At 58.1% G+C, this 16,254-nt stretch carries 14 protein-coding genes and 1 pseudogene; 5 read left to right on the forward strand and 10 right to left on the reverse strand.

Annotated features, from left to right (window positions below; translation table 11 throughout):
- Nucleotides 1–32: 32 nt before the first annotated feature.
- Complete coding sequence (locus HMPREF2562_RS01385) at nt 33–605, forward strand: histidine phosphatase family protein (RefSeq protein WP_049189288.1); 573 nt, start codon at nt 33–35, stop codon at nt 603–605.
- A gap of 279 nt (nt 606–884) precedes the next feature.
- Here HMPREF2562_RS01385 and HMPREF2562_RS01390 read toward each other — a convergent pair whose 3' ends face one another.
- Nucleotides 885–1,970: a lipoate--protein ligase family protein gene (locus HMPREF2562_RS01390; protein ID WP_070549440.1), complete on the reverse strand. Its 1,086-nt coding sequence runs from the start codon at nt 1,968–1,970 to the stop codon at nt 885–887.
- On the opposite strand from HMPREF2562_RS01390, the gene HMPREF2562_RS11010 reads away from it, so the two are divergent.
- Nucleotides 1,894–2,475, forward strand: a complete 582-nt coding sequence (locus HMPREF2562_RS11010; RefSeq protein ID WP_241486346.1) for a cation efflux transmembrane domain-containing protein — start codon at nt 1,894–1,896, stop codon at nt 2,473–2,475. The genes HMPREF2562_RS01390 and HMPREF2562_RS11010 overlap by 77 nt on opposite strands.
- Nucleotides 2,476–2,533: 58 nt before the next feature.
- Here the strand turns inward: HMPREF2562_RS11010 and nagB are convergent, their stop codons facing one another.
- The 5 genes from nagB to HMPREF2562_RS01420 form a co-directional block, all read right to left on the reverse strand.
- Nucleotides 2,534–3,319, reverse strand: a complete 786-nt coding sequence (gene nagB, locus HMPREF2562_RS01400) for a glucosamine-6-phosphate deaminase (protein ID WP_049172635.1) — start codon at nt 3,317–3,319, stop codon at nt 2,534–2,536.
- A 161-nt stretch (nt 3,320–3,480) separates the two neighbouring features.
- Nucleotides 3,481–3,792 (reverse strand): hypothetical protein, encoded by a 312-nt coding sequence (locus tag HMPREF2562_RS01405; protein ID WP_049172637.1) that lies wholly within the window; start codon nt 3,790–3,792, stop codon nt 3,481–3,483.
- Between the two features lie 81 nt (nt 3,793–3,873).
- Nucleotides 3,874–4,188, reverse strand: coding sequence for a cupin domain-containing protein (locus tag HMPREF2562_RS01410; RefSeq protein ID WP_049193606.1), 315 nt, complete (start codon nt 4,186–4,188; stop codon nt 3,874–3,876).
- Nucleotides 4,189–4,253: 65 nt separating this feature from the next.
- Nucleotides 4,254–5,042: a MerR family transcriptional regulator gene (locus HMPREF2562_RS01415; protein WP_049172640.1), complete on the reverse strand. Its 789-nt coding sequence runs from the start codon at nt 5,040–5,042 to the stop codon at nt 4,254–4,256.
- A 115-nt stretch (nt 5,043–5,157) separates the two neighbouring features.
- On the reverse strand, nt 5,158–6,897 hold the full coding sequence (locus HMPREF2562_RS01420) for an ABC-ATPase domain-containing protein (RefSeq protein WP_070549442.1): 1,740 nt from the start codon (nt 6,895–6,897) through the stop codon (nt 5,158–5,160).
- 142 nt (nt 6,898–7,039) lie between these two features.
- Here HMPREF2562_RS01420 and HMPREF2562_RS01425 point away from each other — a divergent pair, with 142 nt between their 5' ends.
- A complete protein-coding gene (locus HMPREF2562_RS01425; RefSeq protein ID WP_224783798.1) occupies nt 7,040–8,359 on the forward strand; it encodes an MFS transporter in 1,320 nt (439 codons plus the stop codon).
- Here the strand turns inward: HMPREF2562_RS01425 and HMPREF2562_RS01430 are convergent.
- Complete coding sequence (locus HMPREF2562_RS01430) at nt 8,356–9,390, reverse strand: NADP-dependent oxidoreductase (RefSeq protein ID WP_016422338.1); 1,035 nt, start codon at nt 9,388–9,390, stop codon at nt 8,356–8,358. The genes HMPREF2562_RS01425 and HMPREF2562_RS01430 overlap by 4 nt on opposite strands.
- Nucleotides 9,391–9,548: 158 nt before the next feature.
- Nucleotides 9,549–10,145, reverse strand: coding sequence for an HD domain-containing protein (locus HMPREF2562_RS01435; RefSeq protein WP_070549444.1), 597 nt, complete (start codon nt 10,143–10,145; stop codon nt 9,549–9,551).
- A 57-nt stretch (nt 10,146–10,202) separates the two neighbouring features.
- On the opposite strand from HMPREF2562_RS01435, the gene HMPREF2562_RS01440 reads away from it, so the two are divergent.
- A complete protein-coding gene (locus HMPREF2562_RS01440) occupies nt 10,203–11,297 on the forward strand; it encodes a trimeric intracellular cation channel family protein (protein WP_070549445.1) in 1,095 nt (364 codons plus the stop codon).
- A 15-nt stretch (nt 11,298–11,312) separates the two neighbouring features.
- Nucleotides 11,313–12,606 (forward strand): annotated as a pseudogene (locus HMPREF2562_RS01445) (alpha/beta fold hydrolase).
- Nucleotides 12,607–12,652: 46 nt separating this feature from the next.
- On the opposite strand, the gene HMPREF2562_RS01450 reads toward HMPREF2562_RS01445, so the two are convergent.
- Entirely contained in the window at nt 12,653–14,479 is a 1,827-nt protein-coding gene (locus HMPREF2562_RS01450; protein WP_070549447.1) for an amino acid ABC transporter ATP-binding/permease protein, read from the reverse strand.
- 1 nt (nt 14,480) lies between these two features.
- Nucleotides 14,481–16,217: an ATP-binding cassette domain-containing protein gene (locus HMPREF2562_RS01455; protein ID WP_224783799.1), complete on the reverse strand. Its 1,737-nt coding sequence runs from the start codon at nt 16,215–16,217 to the stop codon at nt 14,481–14,483.
- Nucleotides 16,218–16,254: the final 37 nt, after the last annotated feature.

Raw genomic sequence — 16,254 nt, forward strand, 5'->3', positions numbered from 1 at the left:
ACCGCACTTTCAGATAAGCCTAAGCTGGAACTATGACTGATTTATATCTCGTGCGGCACGGCGAAACTGAGTGGTCGCGCACTGGGCAGCACACATCGGTAACTGATCTTCCTCTGACTGACAACGGTAGGGAAGAAGCCAAGGCCCTCAACGGCTGGCTGGATCCGAAGGACTTTGGGCTAGTGCTGGCATCACCCCGCCAGCGTGCCCAAGAGACCGCTCGATTGGCAGGATTCCACGACTTCGAAGTCGAAGAGGATCTCGCGGAATGGTTCTACGGCGACTACGAGGGGATTACCTCGAAGGAAGTGCAGAAGACTGTTCCCGACTGGCAGATTTGGACTCACGGTGTGCCCAATGGCGAAACCGCGGAGGAAGTCCGTGAGCGCGTTGAGCGCGTGGTCAAAAGGGTTCGTGAATCGGGTGAAGACAAGGCGATTTTGTTCGCACACGGTCACTCGCTGCGTGCGCTCACTACGGCCTGGTTGGAACTGCCCATTGAACTTGGCCAGTCCTTCCCATTGAATACTGCGTCCCTGTCAGTGCTTGGTCGCTACCATGACCGGCCTGCGGTTCTGCGCTGGAACCTCTCGCGGGGGCTGTAGCGGCGTTGTGGCCGGTGCCTCAGTGAATTCGCCGACACCGTTCAAGCTCTGTAGTGGGCGCCCGTGAATCACAATTCCGGTGCCTTCGATATCGGGGAGACCACCACGGCGGTGTTGTTACGGCGCGCGCCGAACCCTTCACCAGGTTTTGGTGCATATTCGCAGGATAGGACCCAATTGCACGCTCGCCGCTCACGTCGACTCTCCTTTGTTTACTTGTCTCCTTTAGTTAACTCCTTTTCCCGACCAGCTGTCGTATACAAGTAAGCAGTGCGACGTTTAGGGGACTCGGTGAGTCCAGCCCTCCGTGCCGTATTTGGTGTCAATAAGATGCTGCGCCGCAGCGAAGTCCTCGTCGGAAAGCGATACCTCGGCGGCGCCGTAGCGGTTGATGAATGTCTGCTTCATCGCGTCAATGACTTCGGCGCGGCTGGCACCCGTCTGGCGGCGGAGCGGATCGACGCGCTTCTTTGCGCTGCGCAAGCCCTTGTCGGCAATCTTGGCCTTGCCAATGCGCAGGACTTCCATCATCTTGTCAGCGTCGATGTCGTAGCTCATGGTGACATGGTGGAGCACCGTCGAACCACGGCGCTTCTGCGCGGCACCACCAATCTTGCCGCCATCGGAGGTGATGTCATTGATGGGGACATACCACGCATTGACGCCGAGCTGCGCGAGCGCAGCGATGACCCAGCGGTCGAGGAACTCATAGGATTCGACGTAGCTGAGGCCGGCGACCAGCTTCTCCGGAACATAGATCGAGTAGGTGACGCAGTTGCCACCCTCCATGAACATCGCGCCACCGCCGGAGAGACGACGCACCACTTGCACATCGTGCTTCTCTACGCCCTCGGGTTCGAGTTCATTAACATAGGACTGGTAGGAACCGATGACGGTGGCACGATCATCCCAATCCCAGAAGCGCAGAGTTGGTCCGCGCTGTCCGGAATTGACTTGGTCAAGGAGGAGTTCGTCGAGAGCAACATTCATCACCGTCGGCAGGACTCCCGGCTGCAAAACCTCCCACTCCAAATCAGTGAAGTCGACAGCCTGTGTCAGTGCACGTCGAACGACCTGCGCAATGATGTGGGTATCAAAACCGTGCAGTCGCACCTCGCGACCAGACTGATCCTCAAAATCCTTCAGCGCCGCATCGAGGCGAACCTGTAAACGCTCCGTATGGTCTCCCGCAGGTGCACCGAGCAGAGCGTCATTAATAATGTCGTAGGCTTCATCGGGCTCGAGGAAAAAATCGCCCGAAATGCTTATCGACGAAATCGTGTCACCGGTGGTCTCACAATCGGCAACAACCAATTTGCCGCCGGGAACCTTCATTTCTGAGTGGAACTTCTGCGGGTGCGTCATAGGATTCGATGGTACTCGCGCCGAGCGTTACGATGTCCCCCGTGTTTACGTCATCAACCTGCTAGTTCTCACCGCATTGGGTTGGTCGCTGGCGAGCCGTCGTAAAGCGAGTATCGGCCTTGCCGGGCTGATTCTGATCCCGGCGATTGCAGCGTTCGGCACCGCCATCTGGAAGATGATTAGCGGTGAGCCGCCAGAGCCACTAACGCTGTCGGTAACGGCAATTATTGCGATGGTTATCAACCTAGTCTGCGCGATTTTGCTGATGAATCTGCGCAAGGCTGACAGTGCGCTCATGCGCGGCGCGTGGTTGGCGGCGCGTAACGACGTCCTGGCGAACCTGCTCATTCTCGCCGCCGGAGTGGTCACCATTTTCTGGTTCAGCGCATGGCCGGACATCGTCGTGGGACTTGTCATCGGCGTCATTAATCTCACGGCAGCGAAGGAAGTTTACGAGCAGGCGCGTGCCGAAGACCCCGAGCTGGAGATGGATGATGACGACTAGCGCTGACTAGTCCGGGGGTGGGAGCGAAGGTTGGGAAGGGGCCGGGGAGGGCCGGGGCCTACTTCCACATATCCTTCTGCCACTGCGGCTTATGGGCGTAGGTGAACTCGTAGTATTCCTTGTTCTTCAGCTCACTGGCTGCGGCCTGGTCAATGACAACCGTGGCCCGTGGGTGCAGCTGCAATACGGACGCAGGCATCGACGCGCTCAGTGGGCCCTCGATGGATGCGGCAATAGCGTGCGCCTTTGCGGTGCCGGTGGCCAGCAGCAGGAGGTGCCCCGCACGTGAAATGGTGCCAAGCCCCTGGGTGACCACGTGGTACGGCACATCGTCCGCGGAGTCGAAGAAGCGGGCGTTATCCAGCACGGTCTGCGGGTGCAGCGTCTTAATGCGAGTCAGAGAGCCAAAAGAGCTGGCGGGCTCGTTAAAACCAACATGCCCATTGGTGCCGATGCCCAGCAACTGAATGTCAATGCCGCCGGCCTCGATAATCTTTCGCTCGTAATCCTCGCAGGCCGCGCCGATATCGTCCGCGAGGCCATCGGGAATATGGACCCTCGCCGGGTCAACATCCACGTGATCGGAAAACTCATTGTGAATCACGTGGTAGTAGCTCTGCTCATGCTCGATGGGCAGTCCCACGTATTCGTCGAGTGCGAAGAAACTGCAGTCCTTAAAAGTGACTTCACCAGCCCGATGGCGACGAATCAGTTCCCGATACGTCGCAAGCGGAGTCGATCCTGTCGCTACACCGAGGTTTCCACCTTTGTTGGCGTAGTGAGCGAGGTAGTCCGAAGCGATGCTCGCGACTTCGGCCTCAGAATCGACGATGATGATTTCCATGGTGGAACACTCCTGAAAACGAGGGCTCGTGGCAGAAATTGCAAAAGGTGCGAGACAGAGTACCAGTGACTCCACAACGCTAAGCGCTATAGCCCTATTCAGATGAGGTTAATCTGCCACGGGGTGAGACCTGTAATTGAGCCCTGTTTTTCCTGCGTAGGCTACTTCACCCAGAAGTTGCCGTCTTCATCCTTGTAGATGATGTCGCCAGCGTGAGCGACCTGGGTGTCGTTAACCTGAAGCTCAACCAAATCCAGCGTTTCGACGATTGGTTCAATGTAGACGCCACCGTTAAACCAAACCTTGAAAGCATCTGCTGAAGTCGAAGAACCGGAGAAACGGTGTTCTTCATACTTGTGCACTGGTGCAAAGGGGCAACCAATAGCCTGTGCGACAGCTGGAGAGGCAGCAACAGCGCCCAGCACAGTAGCGGCACCGATGGCGACAGCGGCGATAGAGCGAGAGAATTTCATGGTTAATTCCTTCCCGAGTCGGGGATATGACGGAGTTATGGAGATGCCGAAGTGTGCACTGTCAGCTGCTGTTGCTGTGGGCTAGACTGAGCCTTCTTTTTCAATGACAAGCATGCGCGCCTCGCCCTGCGGGTGCGCGACATGTTCGTCGCCGGCTTCTGCGAAACAGATAGTGCCAGGCGTTAATGTGCGTACGCATTCCTCTCCCGCATCGCGGTAGTGCATATCGACGGCTCCGTCGACAACCACAAAGACCTCTTCGCCATCATTGATGTGCCACTTGTATGGCTGATCGCTCCAGTGGAGCCGAACGCTTGTGGCTCCAGTCATAGTGACCACATCCAGTGCGCCCCACGGGCGATCAGCGGTGAAGTCTGCGGCTTCGATGAATTTCATGAGGCAATTCTATGCCGATTCAGTCCCGGATGGGAAGGCCGGGCTGAACGGCTGCTTCCCTGTATTTACCGCCACTCGGCAGTTGCCGGGTCAATGCCTTCCTTACGGGCCTGAGCTTCAATCAGCTCCAGCAGGTAGCCAGCATTGCCGCGGTAGTACCGATCAAACCGGGAATCAGCGACGTACATGCGAGCCAACAGAATCTGCTTTTCTCGACCAGCCTCGTAGAAGCGAGTAATAGAGGCCAAGTGACGGTCAACTAGCTCGGCCGCCTCAGCGGAACCGGGCTCGACGTGGCGCTCGGCGGCGTCGGCAAGCGCATCGGCAAAATCCTTAGCCTCTGCTTCAAGCTCGGCCCAGTCGCTGTCCTTCATCTTTTCCTGAGCCTGCTGAGACTGCTCCCACTCAGTGGTGTCGCCCCAGCGCTCCTCAGCTTCGGCTTCTAGATTCTGCCAGTCGCGGCCCAAGAGCTCCGCTTTCGTCTTTGCTTTCATGGTATTTCCTTCCTCAATCAGTTTGTCCAAGGACTGCACCATGTGGTGCAGGTCAGCGATCTTCTCGGTGAGAACAGTTCGCTGTGCGAGTAAACGATCTTTCCGACTTCTCGGGGAGGAATCGCCGTGGATGAACTCCTCGATAGTCTTCAACGGCACACCGGCGGCGCGGTAGACCAGAATCTCCAGCGCGGTGTCGATGTCCTCATCGGTGTAGAGGCGGTAATCGGACCACGTGCGATACTGCGGGCTGAGTAGTCCGATGGCATCCCAATGCCTCAGCGTGCGTGTGGTAACGCCCAGGAGCTCGGCTGCCTCGCCGATGGTGTACTCGTTGTCGTTGTTGCTCACGGGAATCATCTTTCTGTTTGACGCCGCGTCAAGGTCAAGACCTGACGCCGAAATCCGTCGAGGAAGTTAGCTGGGGCAGCCGCAGGGGAGGGAGCGGGGCCGGGGTCCGCCAATCTTCGAGGCTCTACCGCAAGAGCCGAAGCCGATTGATTGCCGCTGCGACCTCCTGGACGCGAGGCTCGGCCAGATGACCAGAGTTGGTGAACTCAGCTGTCACATCGAAGAGTGAATGACAAAAGTTGTCGTACTCGCGCTGGATTAGGTCGGTGAGGTCAGTACGCCCATCGAGCTGCTTTACGACGGCGCCCAGAATCCGGGCAATTGCTTCTGTTTGGGAGGAGTCCATCAATTGGCTGACAGCGCGCAAATCAAGATTGTCCTTGCCCACCTGAATCAGCTCTAGACCACGAGCACGCGGTGGCTTAGGTGGTTTCGCACCGCCACCGCGCCCACCGCGACCGCCGCCGCGGCCGCCATGCCCACCACGGCCACCACCGGCGGGGAAGTCAGCCTGCAGAAAACGCTCACCGATCTGCGCAAAAGCAGGCGAAGGCTCGGCCGGAGTAGCCGATTCGCGGAGCTCACGGGCGCGCTTGGTGACGTCGTAAGGCGTGTACGCATCCATAGCAATCACGGTGTCCGCGACATCGATGAATGCACCAGAACCACCAGCGACGATGACCGTGGAGATTCCGTGGTTTTCCCAGAGCTCGCGGACCCGTGCGACCAGTGGAGTAATCGGCTCGCGGTCATCGGGGATGAGGCGGCGCATGCGCTCATCGCGAATCATAAAGTTGGTCGCGGAGGTGTCCTCATCGATGAGCAGCACTCGCGCACCGGAACCTAGCGCCTCCATCAGGCCCGCAGCTTGCGACGTCGACCCCGATGCATTCGCGGTGGAAAATCGAGTCGTGTCATCACCGGAGGGAAGGCCGTTGATAAACGGCGAGATATCCACACCAGTGATGGCTCGGCCGTCCTCGGCACGCAGCGCAACCGCAGTCTCGTCGGCGACTACAAACTCGCGGCCATCGCCAGCGACATGGTTATAAACACCCGTGACCAGGGAAGACAACAACGTGGACTTGCCGTGATAACCGCCACCAACAATCAACGTCACGCCCCGCGGAATACCCATGCCGTGCACGGTTTTGCCCGACGGCAGCTGAAAACTGTGCTGCAGCGATTCCGGCGAGGTAAACGCAGTCGCGCCGGGCTTCGGAAGCTGGCTATTGCCCGCCTGACGAGGCAACACCGCACTGTCTGCCACAAACCCAATCAGGTCCGCGTCCGCCACTGCACGGCGCAAAAAGAGCTGGTCATACTCCAATTCCGCGGCTGCCTCGAGCGCATCGATGGGTGCGTTCACGATGGCGTCGTCAAGCGCGTCAAACAGATCCTCACAGATCAAGCGCGCCGCCTCACGCCCGAGAATGCGTCGGCCGCGGGCGGGCAGTTGGATTTCTAGGCTGATCTGGAGGGCATCGTCATGCTTATCGACGTCGTGCGCATCCGCACGGAGCTCAGCGACAGCTGCTCGGCGCAAGACCTGCTGACCTGAAGAATCAATGAATAGTCCGCGACCATACTTCTTCAAAGCGCGCACGAGGCGGCGGTTCAACAAATCGAGCTCCGCCGTGCTGAACCTACCGGGCTGTGACCGGGAGGCGCCGCGATAGTCCAGTACGGACAGCGGAATGTGGACGCGTGCCCGCGATGCCGGGGCGTAGGGGTCGGATTGAACCTTGTCGATAAATAGCGTCGCGTCCAGGTCTGGCAGCTCGTGGGAGCCACGAAGAGATTTGTATGCACCGTAGCTCTTGCCATCGAGGTTGGAGAGACGTCGATAAAGGTCAGCGGGCATATTTCTACTTTCGTTGAAGATGTTAGATGTTCTTCCCGCGAGTGTAGTGGCTGAGGGGACAAGCGCGATTCGGTCTTTGACTGGCCTGGGCAGACAGCCACGTGCGGTAGCGCCGTTGCTACAGGCAGGTAGCGTAAAAGGTATGACTGATAGCTCGGAAGCTGCCAAACCCGCAGGGGAGAACCCAGAGTCGGTGCAAAAACACGCCAGCGCCAACGCCAAGCGCTACGTTTGGGCGCACGGTTTGCAGAATATCGGCGATCAAATCGTTGCGGCAAAGACGCTGTTGCCATGGTTACTTCATTCGGCTGGAGCGCCGGGCTTCTTCATCGCCATGCTTGTGCCGGTGCGTGAGTCTGGTTCGATGCTTCCGCAGGCAGCGCTGACACCGTGGGTAAAGTCTCGCCCGCGCCGCACAACCGTCTGGATCGCTGGTGCTTTGGGGCAAGCCATCGCAGCAGCGCTGATTGGTCTGGCGGCGTTGTTCCTGGAAGGCACCGCGCTCGGCGTCGCTGTCATCGTCGCGCTTGCAGGCTTTGCGACGGCACGAGCTCTGTGCTCGATGGCCTCGAAGGATGTTCAGGGCCGCACGATTCCGAAGGGACAGCGCGGGCAGATTAGTGGCCGAGCTGCGATGTTGGGCGGTGTCGCCGCAATTATTGTCGGTGCGGTGTTGTGGATCATCCGCGACAACGTCACCAAACCAATCGTGGCGGGCCTCATTTTTGTTGCGGCACTGTCGTGGGTGGTTGCGGTTGTGATTTTCCGGGGAATTGTTGAGCCCACCAACGAGGGGGACAAGGAAGAACCGAATAAAACCTGGTGGAAGGACACCTGGCGGCTCTTTGCAGAGGATAAAAACTTTCGTGACTTTGTGATTGTCCGAAGCCTCTTGCTGGTCACAGCACTGTCCACGTCGTTCATTGTGACCCTAAGTGCACAGGTGGGTGCTGACCTGGAAGCCGCTGATGGTGGTGGCGGGGGAGTAAGCGCCAACGTTGGTATCTTCATGCTCGCCGCCGGGTTCGCCTCTTTGGTTGGTGGAAAAGTCGCGGGAATCTGGTCGGATAAATCCTCGAAGAAGGTCCTGACCTACTCTTCGCTGGTCGGCTCGATTGTTCTTTTCCTGCTGGTCGCCAGTGCGCACTGGCTTTCCACCAGTGCCAATGCCTGGATTTTCCCACTCGGTTTCTTCGCAATGTCGGTCGTCCACGCGGGTGTTCGCGTGGCTCGTTCGACCTATGTTGTGGACATGGCAGAAGGCGACAAGCGCACCGAGTACGTCGGAGCGGCCAACACCATCATGGGTGTCGTCCTGCTCATCGTCGGTGCGCTTTCGGGTGTTATCGCCAGCTTCGGCCCTGCGGCAGCTTTAATCTTCCTGGCACTAATGGGACTGGTTGGTGTCGCTATGTCGAGCAGGCTGAAGGAAGTCTCGGCGCCCCACAAGACAGTTATTTAGAACTCTACGACCATCTTGCCGGTATTGCCTCCGCTAAACAGCTCGAGGAATGCAGCTGGCATGTTCTCGATGCCGTGACGAGTGGTGACATCGTAGGCGACCTTGCCACTGACCACGAGCGGAGCCATTCGCTCCTGGAATTCACCTGCCAGGTGCAGGTACTTTCCCAAGACGAAGCCGCGCAGAGTAATGCACTTGCCAATCGCTAGAGCCAAGTTACGTGGTCCGGTCGGAGCTCCAGTGTTGTTGTACTGGGAGATTGCGCCACACATAGCGACACGGCCAAAGGTGCGCATCGCGCCGATGGCTGCCTCGAGATGGTCGCCACCGACGTTGTCGAAGTAGAAGTCGATGCCCTCCGGCGCTGCCTGTGCCAGCTGTTCTGCAACCGGGCCGTCGTTGTAGTTGAAGGCGGCATCAAAGCCGAGTTCGAGTAGGCGCTCAACCTTTTCGTCCGAGCCGGCGGAACCAATGACACGGGATGCGCCCATCTGCTTGGCAAACTGACCAGCAGCCGAGCCGACCGCACCAGCAGCGCCAGAGATAAAGACGACGTCGCCTTCCTTCATCTCTCCGACAGCAGTCAGGCCAACGTAAGCAGTAAGGCCAGTAAGACCAAGGATGCCCAGGTAGGCAGCAGCCGGTGCAACGTTCAGGTCAACCGGTGTTGCCTCGGAATCGGCAATAACAGCATTGGTCTGCCAGCCATAAGAGTGGCGGACAGCGTCGCCAACCTGGAACTTATCCGACTTGGACGCAAGGACAGTGCCCACAGCGCCGCCAGTCATTGGCTGGTCAAGCTGAAAAGGAGGAACGTACGACTTGGTGTCGTTCATACGGCCACGCATGTAGGGATCGACGGTAGCGACCGAGTTGGCTACCAAAATGTCGCCGTCGTTAAGCTCTGGCAAATCGACGGTCTCGAGGCGGAAATTCTCGTCAGTCGGCAGGCCAGTCGGGCGGGAAGCCAGAACCCACTGCTGAGTGGTAGTGGGCAGTTCGGTTGTGGACGATGCATCAGTGGAAGTCACTGTTTTTCTCCTGTTCCGTATTCCTGGATTTATTATCGGATTGTTGTTGCGTGGCATCAATATCTGAGCCACGTAGGCTGCCACTGTACCGTCGCTTGAGTGCTCCGGGCTATGCCTGGATATGTTTTTATAGTTTAAAGCGATTGGGAAATCGCAGGTTAAGTCTCCTGTACCCACGAATCGAGGCGCTCAATTAGAACGTCCAAGTCGTCCAACAGAGGCATGTCGGGCAGTCGTTCGGCTACTACGTTGCGGACATTCGTGTACCACCACAATTGCTGGCTCGGAGTTGAACGAAAGCGTTTCCACAGGGCGTGGCCATTGCGGTCCAAATCCTCCAGAGTTTGGCTGAGATTGTGGAACTTATCCGCGGCGGCCACGATGATTGACTCCGCGCTGCCACGAGAAAGTTGCTCCAGGTAGGCATCGGCACGCTCCTGCCAGGAGGGCAAGGAAGAATTTTTGGTGACACCCTCGACAATCTCAACCACACGAAGCCCGAACTCATCTTTCATCTCGGCACGTGAGTAGTTTTCCGGCACGTCTTCCAAAATGTCGTGGAAGAGGGCTGCCAACAGCACGTCTTCGTCGTTAGTCACGCTCGCCGCAATCAACATCACCGCCATTGGATGGCTGATATAGGGAACGCCAGATCCCTTTCGGTAGTGCCCATCGTGCGCGCGGGAAGCAATTGCGATGCCGCGCATGAGCCTGTCGCTGGGGCGTGTCGAAGCAAAGGTGTTAGCGTTTTCCATGGGTATCCCGACCTTTCGTTGATGCTTGAAAAATAGCAGCGTCTAAGCTTGAACATCATGAACGTCGCAGAAGTAGATCCGCTCATCGAGTCGATGTACCAGTGGTCCGATGTCAGCGGTGTCCTGCTCATGGGCATCATCGGTGGCACCATCGCCCGGCAACGAGGCTACGACATCATCGGGTTCTTCTTTATTGCGCTGTTTTCCGCACTGGGTGGCGGCATGATTCGCGATGTTCTGATTAACCAGGGCACAGTCGCCGCAATGAGTCAGCCGGAGTACCTAATCCTGGCATTCACCGGTGCACTTATCGCGCGATTTTTCTATTTCAAAGGTAAGACCTGGGAATACGTTCAGGTCCACGGTGACGCTGTGGTTTCGGGTCTTTGGGCCGCTACGGGAACGGTCAAAGGCGTCACGTATGGCTTGCCCATTCTGCCGTGCATCATGATGGGCGTTTTCACCGCCACTGGCGGTTCCATGATTCGTGACATTGTTACCGGGCGGGTACCCGCTGTTTTCGGCGGCAATCAGCCCACGGTCATCCCCGCCGTGGCGTGCGCAATCATTGTCATCGGAGGCCACCATCTGGGATTTATGGCCGTGTCCATGGTCGTCGGTCCCGTCGTCAGCATTCTGCTTTCGCTGCTGGGGTACTGGGGAAATTGGCGCGTATCGGCACGCTCTGAGTGGGCACCATTGAACGACACCGCGTCGCAGATTGCTGTCCTCGCGCGTCGCGCAGAGGGCAAGAGCCGTGAGGTCGGTCGACGCTTCGAGCCCGCGCGCCTGCGCAGTTGGCGCCACCGCCAGATGGAAAAGGCGCTGCAGCGTCGCATTCAGGCTGAGGTCGATAGGGGAGTATCGCGTTCCGACGCAGAGGCCAACGCGGAGGAATTCCTGGAGGAGTTCAATGCGGACTTCCCAGCGGATCTGGAAGTTCCGTCGGCACAACAGGAGACAGAGCAAGACGAAAGCGATGAATCCAACTTCGGTGTGGACCTATCCGGCGATTCCTATGACGATTACGGGGAAGATACTGCGCTGCGGCAGCGGGAATACCGGGAGATGTTGGATCAAATTCTTGCTGACGATGAGGCGACCGATTTGCTCGTCGCAAAGCTAATGAAGAAATACGACCAGAGGGATTAGAGGAGCGGTAGAGACATGGCATCGACGAGTACTGCAAGCAGGCATTTTGGGCACATTATTAAGGAACACACCCTTGAGGTTCCCTGGGATCCTTTTACCGGGGCTGCGGATGCTGCGACATTTGAGCTCTTCGCAAGGGAGATCTATGCGCCAGGAAAAGAGGACGCGCCGGCAATTGTCTATTTGCAGGGAGGTCCAGGCTTCCCGGCACCGCGTCCAGTGAGCGCAAGCGGGGTAATTGGCGAAGCGCTGAAGGAATTCCGCGTGATTCTTTTGGATCAACGTGGCACGGGGTGCTCGCATCGAATTGATGCGGCCAATATTGCGGATATTCCGGCCGAGCGGCTTGCACAATTGCGTCAGGAATACATCGTCGAAGACGCGGAAGCATTGCGAAAGCATTTGAGCATTGCGAAATGGTCGCTGTATGGGCAGTCCTTTGGTGGTTTTTGCATTACTTCGTATCTCAGCCGCTATCCGAAATCCGTGGAGCACGCTTACCTCACAGGTGGTTTGCCCGTTCTGGACCGTGGCGCTGATGACCTTTATCGCACGACATATGGGAAGCTGCGCACCCGCCACGAGCGCTTTATCGCGAGTATCCGTGGGCCGAAAACCGCATTCGAGAAATCTGCGCGCACCTGGAGCAATCTGCAGAAACTCTTCCCACAGGTGAGCGTCTGAGTTCTCGCCGATTCCGAACCATCGGAATTGAATTGGGTCGTGGAGATGGATTCCACAATCTGGCGTATTTGTTGGAGAGCCATTCCACATTCGCAATGGTGAAAAGCAATTGCGCACTGATTTCCTAGTCGATGTCGGATCCCGCGTGAGTTTCGCCGAGGGGCCGCTATACGCCGCGATTCACGAATCCATTTATGGCGGTGTCGGGGAGCAGCCCACAACTAATTGGGCAGCGCACCGCATTCGCGAGGAGATTCCAGGTTTCGAAGAAAATGCCAATCCCGCAGGTGACGAGCTGTTTTACCTCACCGGCGAGCACATTTTCCCCTGGCAATTCGACGAAGACCCTGCGCTCATTCCGTTCAAGGAAAAGGCCGAAGAATTGGCGCAGCACACCTGGGAAAACTCGCCGTATGATTCCGCGCGCTTGCTTGCCGACGCTCCGACCTCGGCAGCCGCGGTTTATCTTGACGACATTTTCGTACCGTTCGATTACTCGATGGGGACAGCCAACTGCTACCGAGATCTGCGACCACATGTGACCAATGCATTCCAGCATGACGGTATTCGCCACGATGGCGCGGCAATCTTTGCGCGGCTCCGCGAGCTCGTCGAGGATCACTAGGCGAGTATCCGAGCGCTGAGTCTTAGCGCGGTGAGCTCGACCGAGCCTAGACCTGTGCGCGCGCAAGTCGAGCAAATGCGCCGTCTGCGTTCAGGAGGTTGTCATACGTGCCGCGTTCGATGAGCTGGCCGTTTTCGATGACCAGGATGTCATCGGCCTCGGCCAGTGTCTGAAGTCGGTGCGCAATAAAGATGCAGGTCGCTCCACATGCGCGGGCATTGTCCACGATACGAGCCTGCGTCAGTGGATCCTGGTGGCTGGTGGCTTCGTCGAAAATAACAATCTTTCCGGCGAGGTGTGCAGCGAGGTCATTGGGCTTAGTGCCGTCGGCTAGTACCGCGCGTAAGTAGGTGCGGGCCAGCGCCAGACGTTGACGCTGACCACCGCTGAGCCGCTGCGCGCGGCGGCCAATGGGCCTGTCCAACGGCATCTCAGCAGGGTTGATGGCGGCGAGTTCGAGCGCCCAGTGCATCAGTGATTCGGGAACCTCGCAGCCATCAGGCGTGCCGAGACATAGATTCTCAGCGATGGTGGCCTCCATGAGAAAGGGATTCTGATCTGCGACAACAACCGTTCGGCAGACATTGGTTGAGCCGAGGTCACGGGCATTGTGGCCATTGATGATGACCTCGCCGACATCCGGATCGACATGCCGCTGGATTAGCCGGGAGAGTGTGGACTTGCCCGAACCAGTTGGGCCGACCACACCGATGAACTGGCCTGAGGCAATACGCAGATTGATCTTGGTCAGTGCAGGGTTATCGGCGCCAGGGTAGCGGTAGCTGACATCGCTCAGTTCGAGGGCAGGGACTGAGTCGCCCGAGTTGGCCCTCGCGGTCTGCGCGTGGTGCAGGTCCAGCGACTCCGGCTGCTTCGGCTCTTCCACAGTCGGCGGCTGCGCGGCCAGCTCCCTGATCCGAGTGACTGCATTGAGTCCTGCTGGCAGAGAAGATGCCAGGCGCTCGATCGAATCCATTGATGAAGCAGTTCCCGCCACCAGGGACGTCGTCACCAAAACAGCAGGGAGCATACGGTAGTCGGCTGAAAGCGCCGGGATACCAGCACAGAATACGGCAATGCTGCCGCCCCAAATCCGAAGCCCAGTCGCACCAGAGCGCAGTCCAGCCCGCTTGCCGCCTGCACGCATCTTCTGCGCAAGCTTCTCGTCGAGCTCACGCAGCCCCCGCAGCCGCTGCTCGGCTGCGCCGTAGATGAGGATTTCCTCCCGAAGTCGCAACGTATCAGCGATATACTGCGCAATCTCCGTGCGTGTGGAGTTCGTTGCGGAGGCCTCCGTCGTCGCCTTTTTAGAGCCTGCGAACGCAATCACAAAGCCAACCGCAAAGGTCAGTGCCAGAGCAATCGTAGGCAGTGCTCCGGCAGTCAATGACGCTGTCACGACCGCCAGCAGAGGAATAAGTACGGCCGTCACCGCGGGCGCAATTGTGTGCGCAAAGAAGACTTCCACACGGTCAACATCACGAATCGCAATCGTGTGAACCCTGGCAGTACCCAGCCCATCGGTTACCGCGGGCGCTTGCGGGATAAGACGCTCGACGATCCACAGTCGCAGCTCACCGAGCAGACGAAATGCCGCCAAATGTCCGAGGTACTGCTCGACATACCGCAGAATTGCTTTCAGCAGCGCTAGCCCCGCAACCACACCAATGACCGCCCACGTCCACTGCATGCCCATGCTTTGCGACGAGTCGGTTGCGTCCCACCTCGACAGCGCAATTGTGGCAATTGCCCAGGCAGGCACGGCCAGCATCAATGCGCCCAGAATGTGTCCAGTCACGCGTGCGAGGACAGATGCACTGAGCGCCCCGCGAGCCTGTGCGGAAAAGCGCAGCAACCAGATGATGTTGTTCATGTCAGCTCTCCTCGGTCAGCGCCCGTGCGTAGTACTCATTGCTTGTGCTCAGTTCGTCGGGTTCGCCCACAGCCACGATTCGGCCTTCGGCAACGACAATGACCAGGTCAACGTCCGATAGTGCTTCCATTCGGTGAGCCACCATGATGCTCGTGCGACCTGAAGCGAGGCGGGTCAAGGACTCCTTGATGAGACCTTCCGTCCGACGATCGATGTCCGCTGTCGGCTCGTCGAGAAGCACAATCGGAGCAGTACCGAGCAGACCACGCGCAATGGCTAGGCGGCGTCGTTGCCCGCCCGAGAGCCAATTGCCCTGATCGCCGACCTCCGAATCGAGACCACCAGGGCGCTGTTCGATTTCGGTGAGTAAGTGCACGTCGCGAAGTGCTTTTCGCATATCGACGGCCGTTGCGTCCGGGCATGCGATGCGAAGATTGTCCGCGACGGTGGTGCCGAAAATGGCTGGTTGCTGGGAGATGAGTAGCGAGTTGGCGAGCAACTCTGGGGTTGAAAGCGCGTGGCCGTCGAGGGACACTTCCCCGGAATGTGGCTGCAGGCCTGCGAGTACACGCAGGAGAGTGCTTTTTCCGGAACCGCTGGGGCCAACGATGCCGACTCTGCTGCCGGTTGGAATTGTCAGGTTGATATCGGAGAGAATGCGCTTTTCGCCGATGTCAACGCTGACATCGCGAAAGGAAATCTCCGGTGCGTGCTGTCCGTGCGGTGCCTGTGGCGCGGAGGCATCGGTGGAATGCGCTGTTGCGGCTGTGGACGCTTCAGCTGGAGGTTCACCGAATACCTCCACAATTCCATTTCGATGGGTGCGTCCACCGAGTCCGATGTAGAAGGTCCGACCGACACGATTAACGGGCTCGTAGAGCAGAACGGATAGAAAAACACCTGCGAGAGACGTGCCGACGCTGATTGCGCCGGCCTGTAAACGCAGCAGGACAAGGCCGATTGCTGTAGTCGACATTGCAATTCCAAAAACCGCATCGTTGACAATAATCATCAGCTGATTGCGGGCGAGCAGGGCAGTGAGCTCAGCCATCGCGGTGCGAGTTTGGCTGGCAAAACGTGCCATGACCCGGTCAATTGCTCCAAGAACTTTGAATGTGCCCAGCCCTTCGAGCATTTCCAAATACGCATGTGTGGCCTTCGCTTGCTTTCGGCGATACGTCGCATTGGATTTCCGCAGGATTTTTCCAGCACCAATAATGATCAACGGCGTGGAAATGAAAAATAGTGCCAGCCACAAGGCGGTCTTCGTATCCACCCACAAAGCCCAGACCACCAAAATGATCAGTGGAGCACTAAACGAGGCCAACGTGGGAGCGAGAAATGTCGCTCGGTAATTCGCGGTCTGTTCGACGCTTGTGGTCGCGGCATCGAAGAGTAGGCCCTCGCCAGCGTTGGCGGCGCTTCGGTGTGCGTGACCGGATTTCCCGCCACCGTGCCCTTTTCCATGTGCGTGCTTCGGGGCCTGTTCAGGAGCAGAAAACTCCGGCTTCAGCACACTGCCAACCACATGCGAGCGCCACAGCTTTTCCTGCTCACCAGCTAGCTGTGGTGGTAATGCCTCGGTGACATAAGCAGAGAGGCTTCCCAGAATGACCGCCACAATTGCAGCGGACAGGGATTCATGAAGTCCCCACTGCCCAAACCAGTTGCCGCCACTGGTGTCTGCGACACCGCCGTACAAACTGCTTAGAGCATCGAGCGCGTGTCCAAGAGACACGGCACTGAGAGCGAAGAAAAAGCTGCGCCCCCAGCTG

It is taken from the genome of Corynebacterium sp. HMSC077G07, assembly GCF_001809225.1.
Lineage (GTDB): Bacteria > Actinomycetota > Actinomycetes > Mycobacteriales > Mycobacteriaceae > Corynebacterium > Corynebacterium jeikeium_D.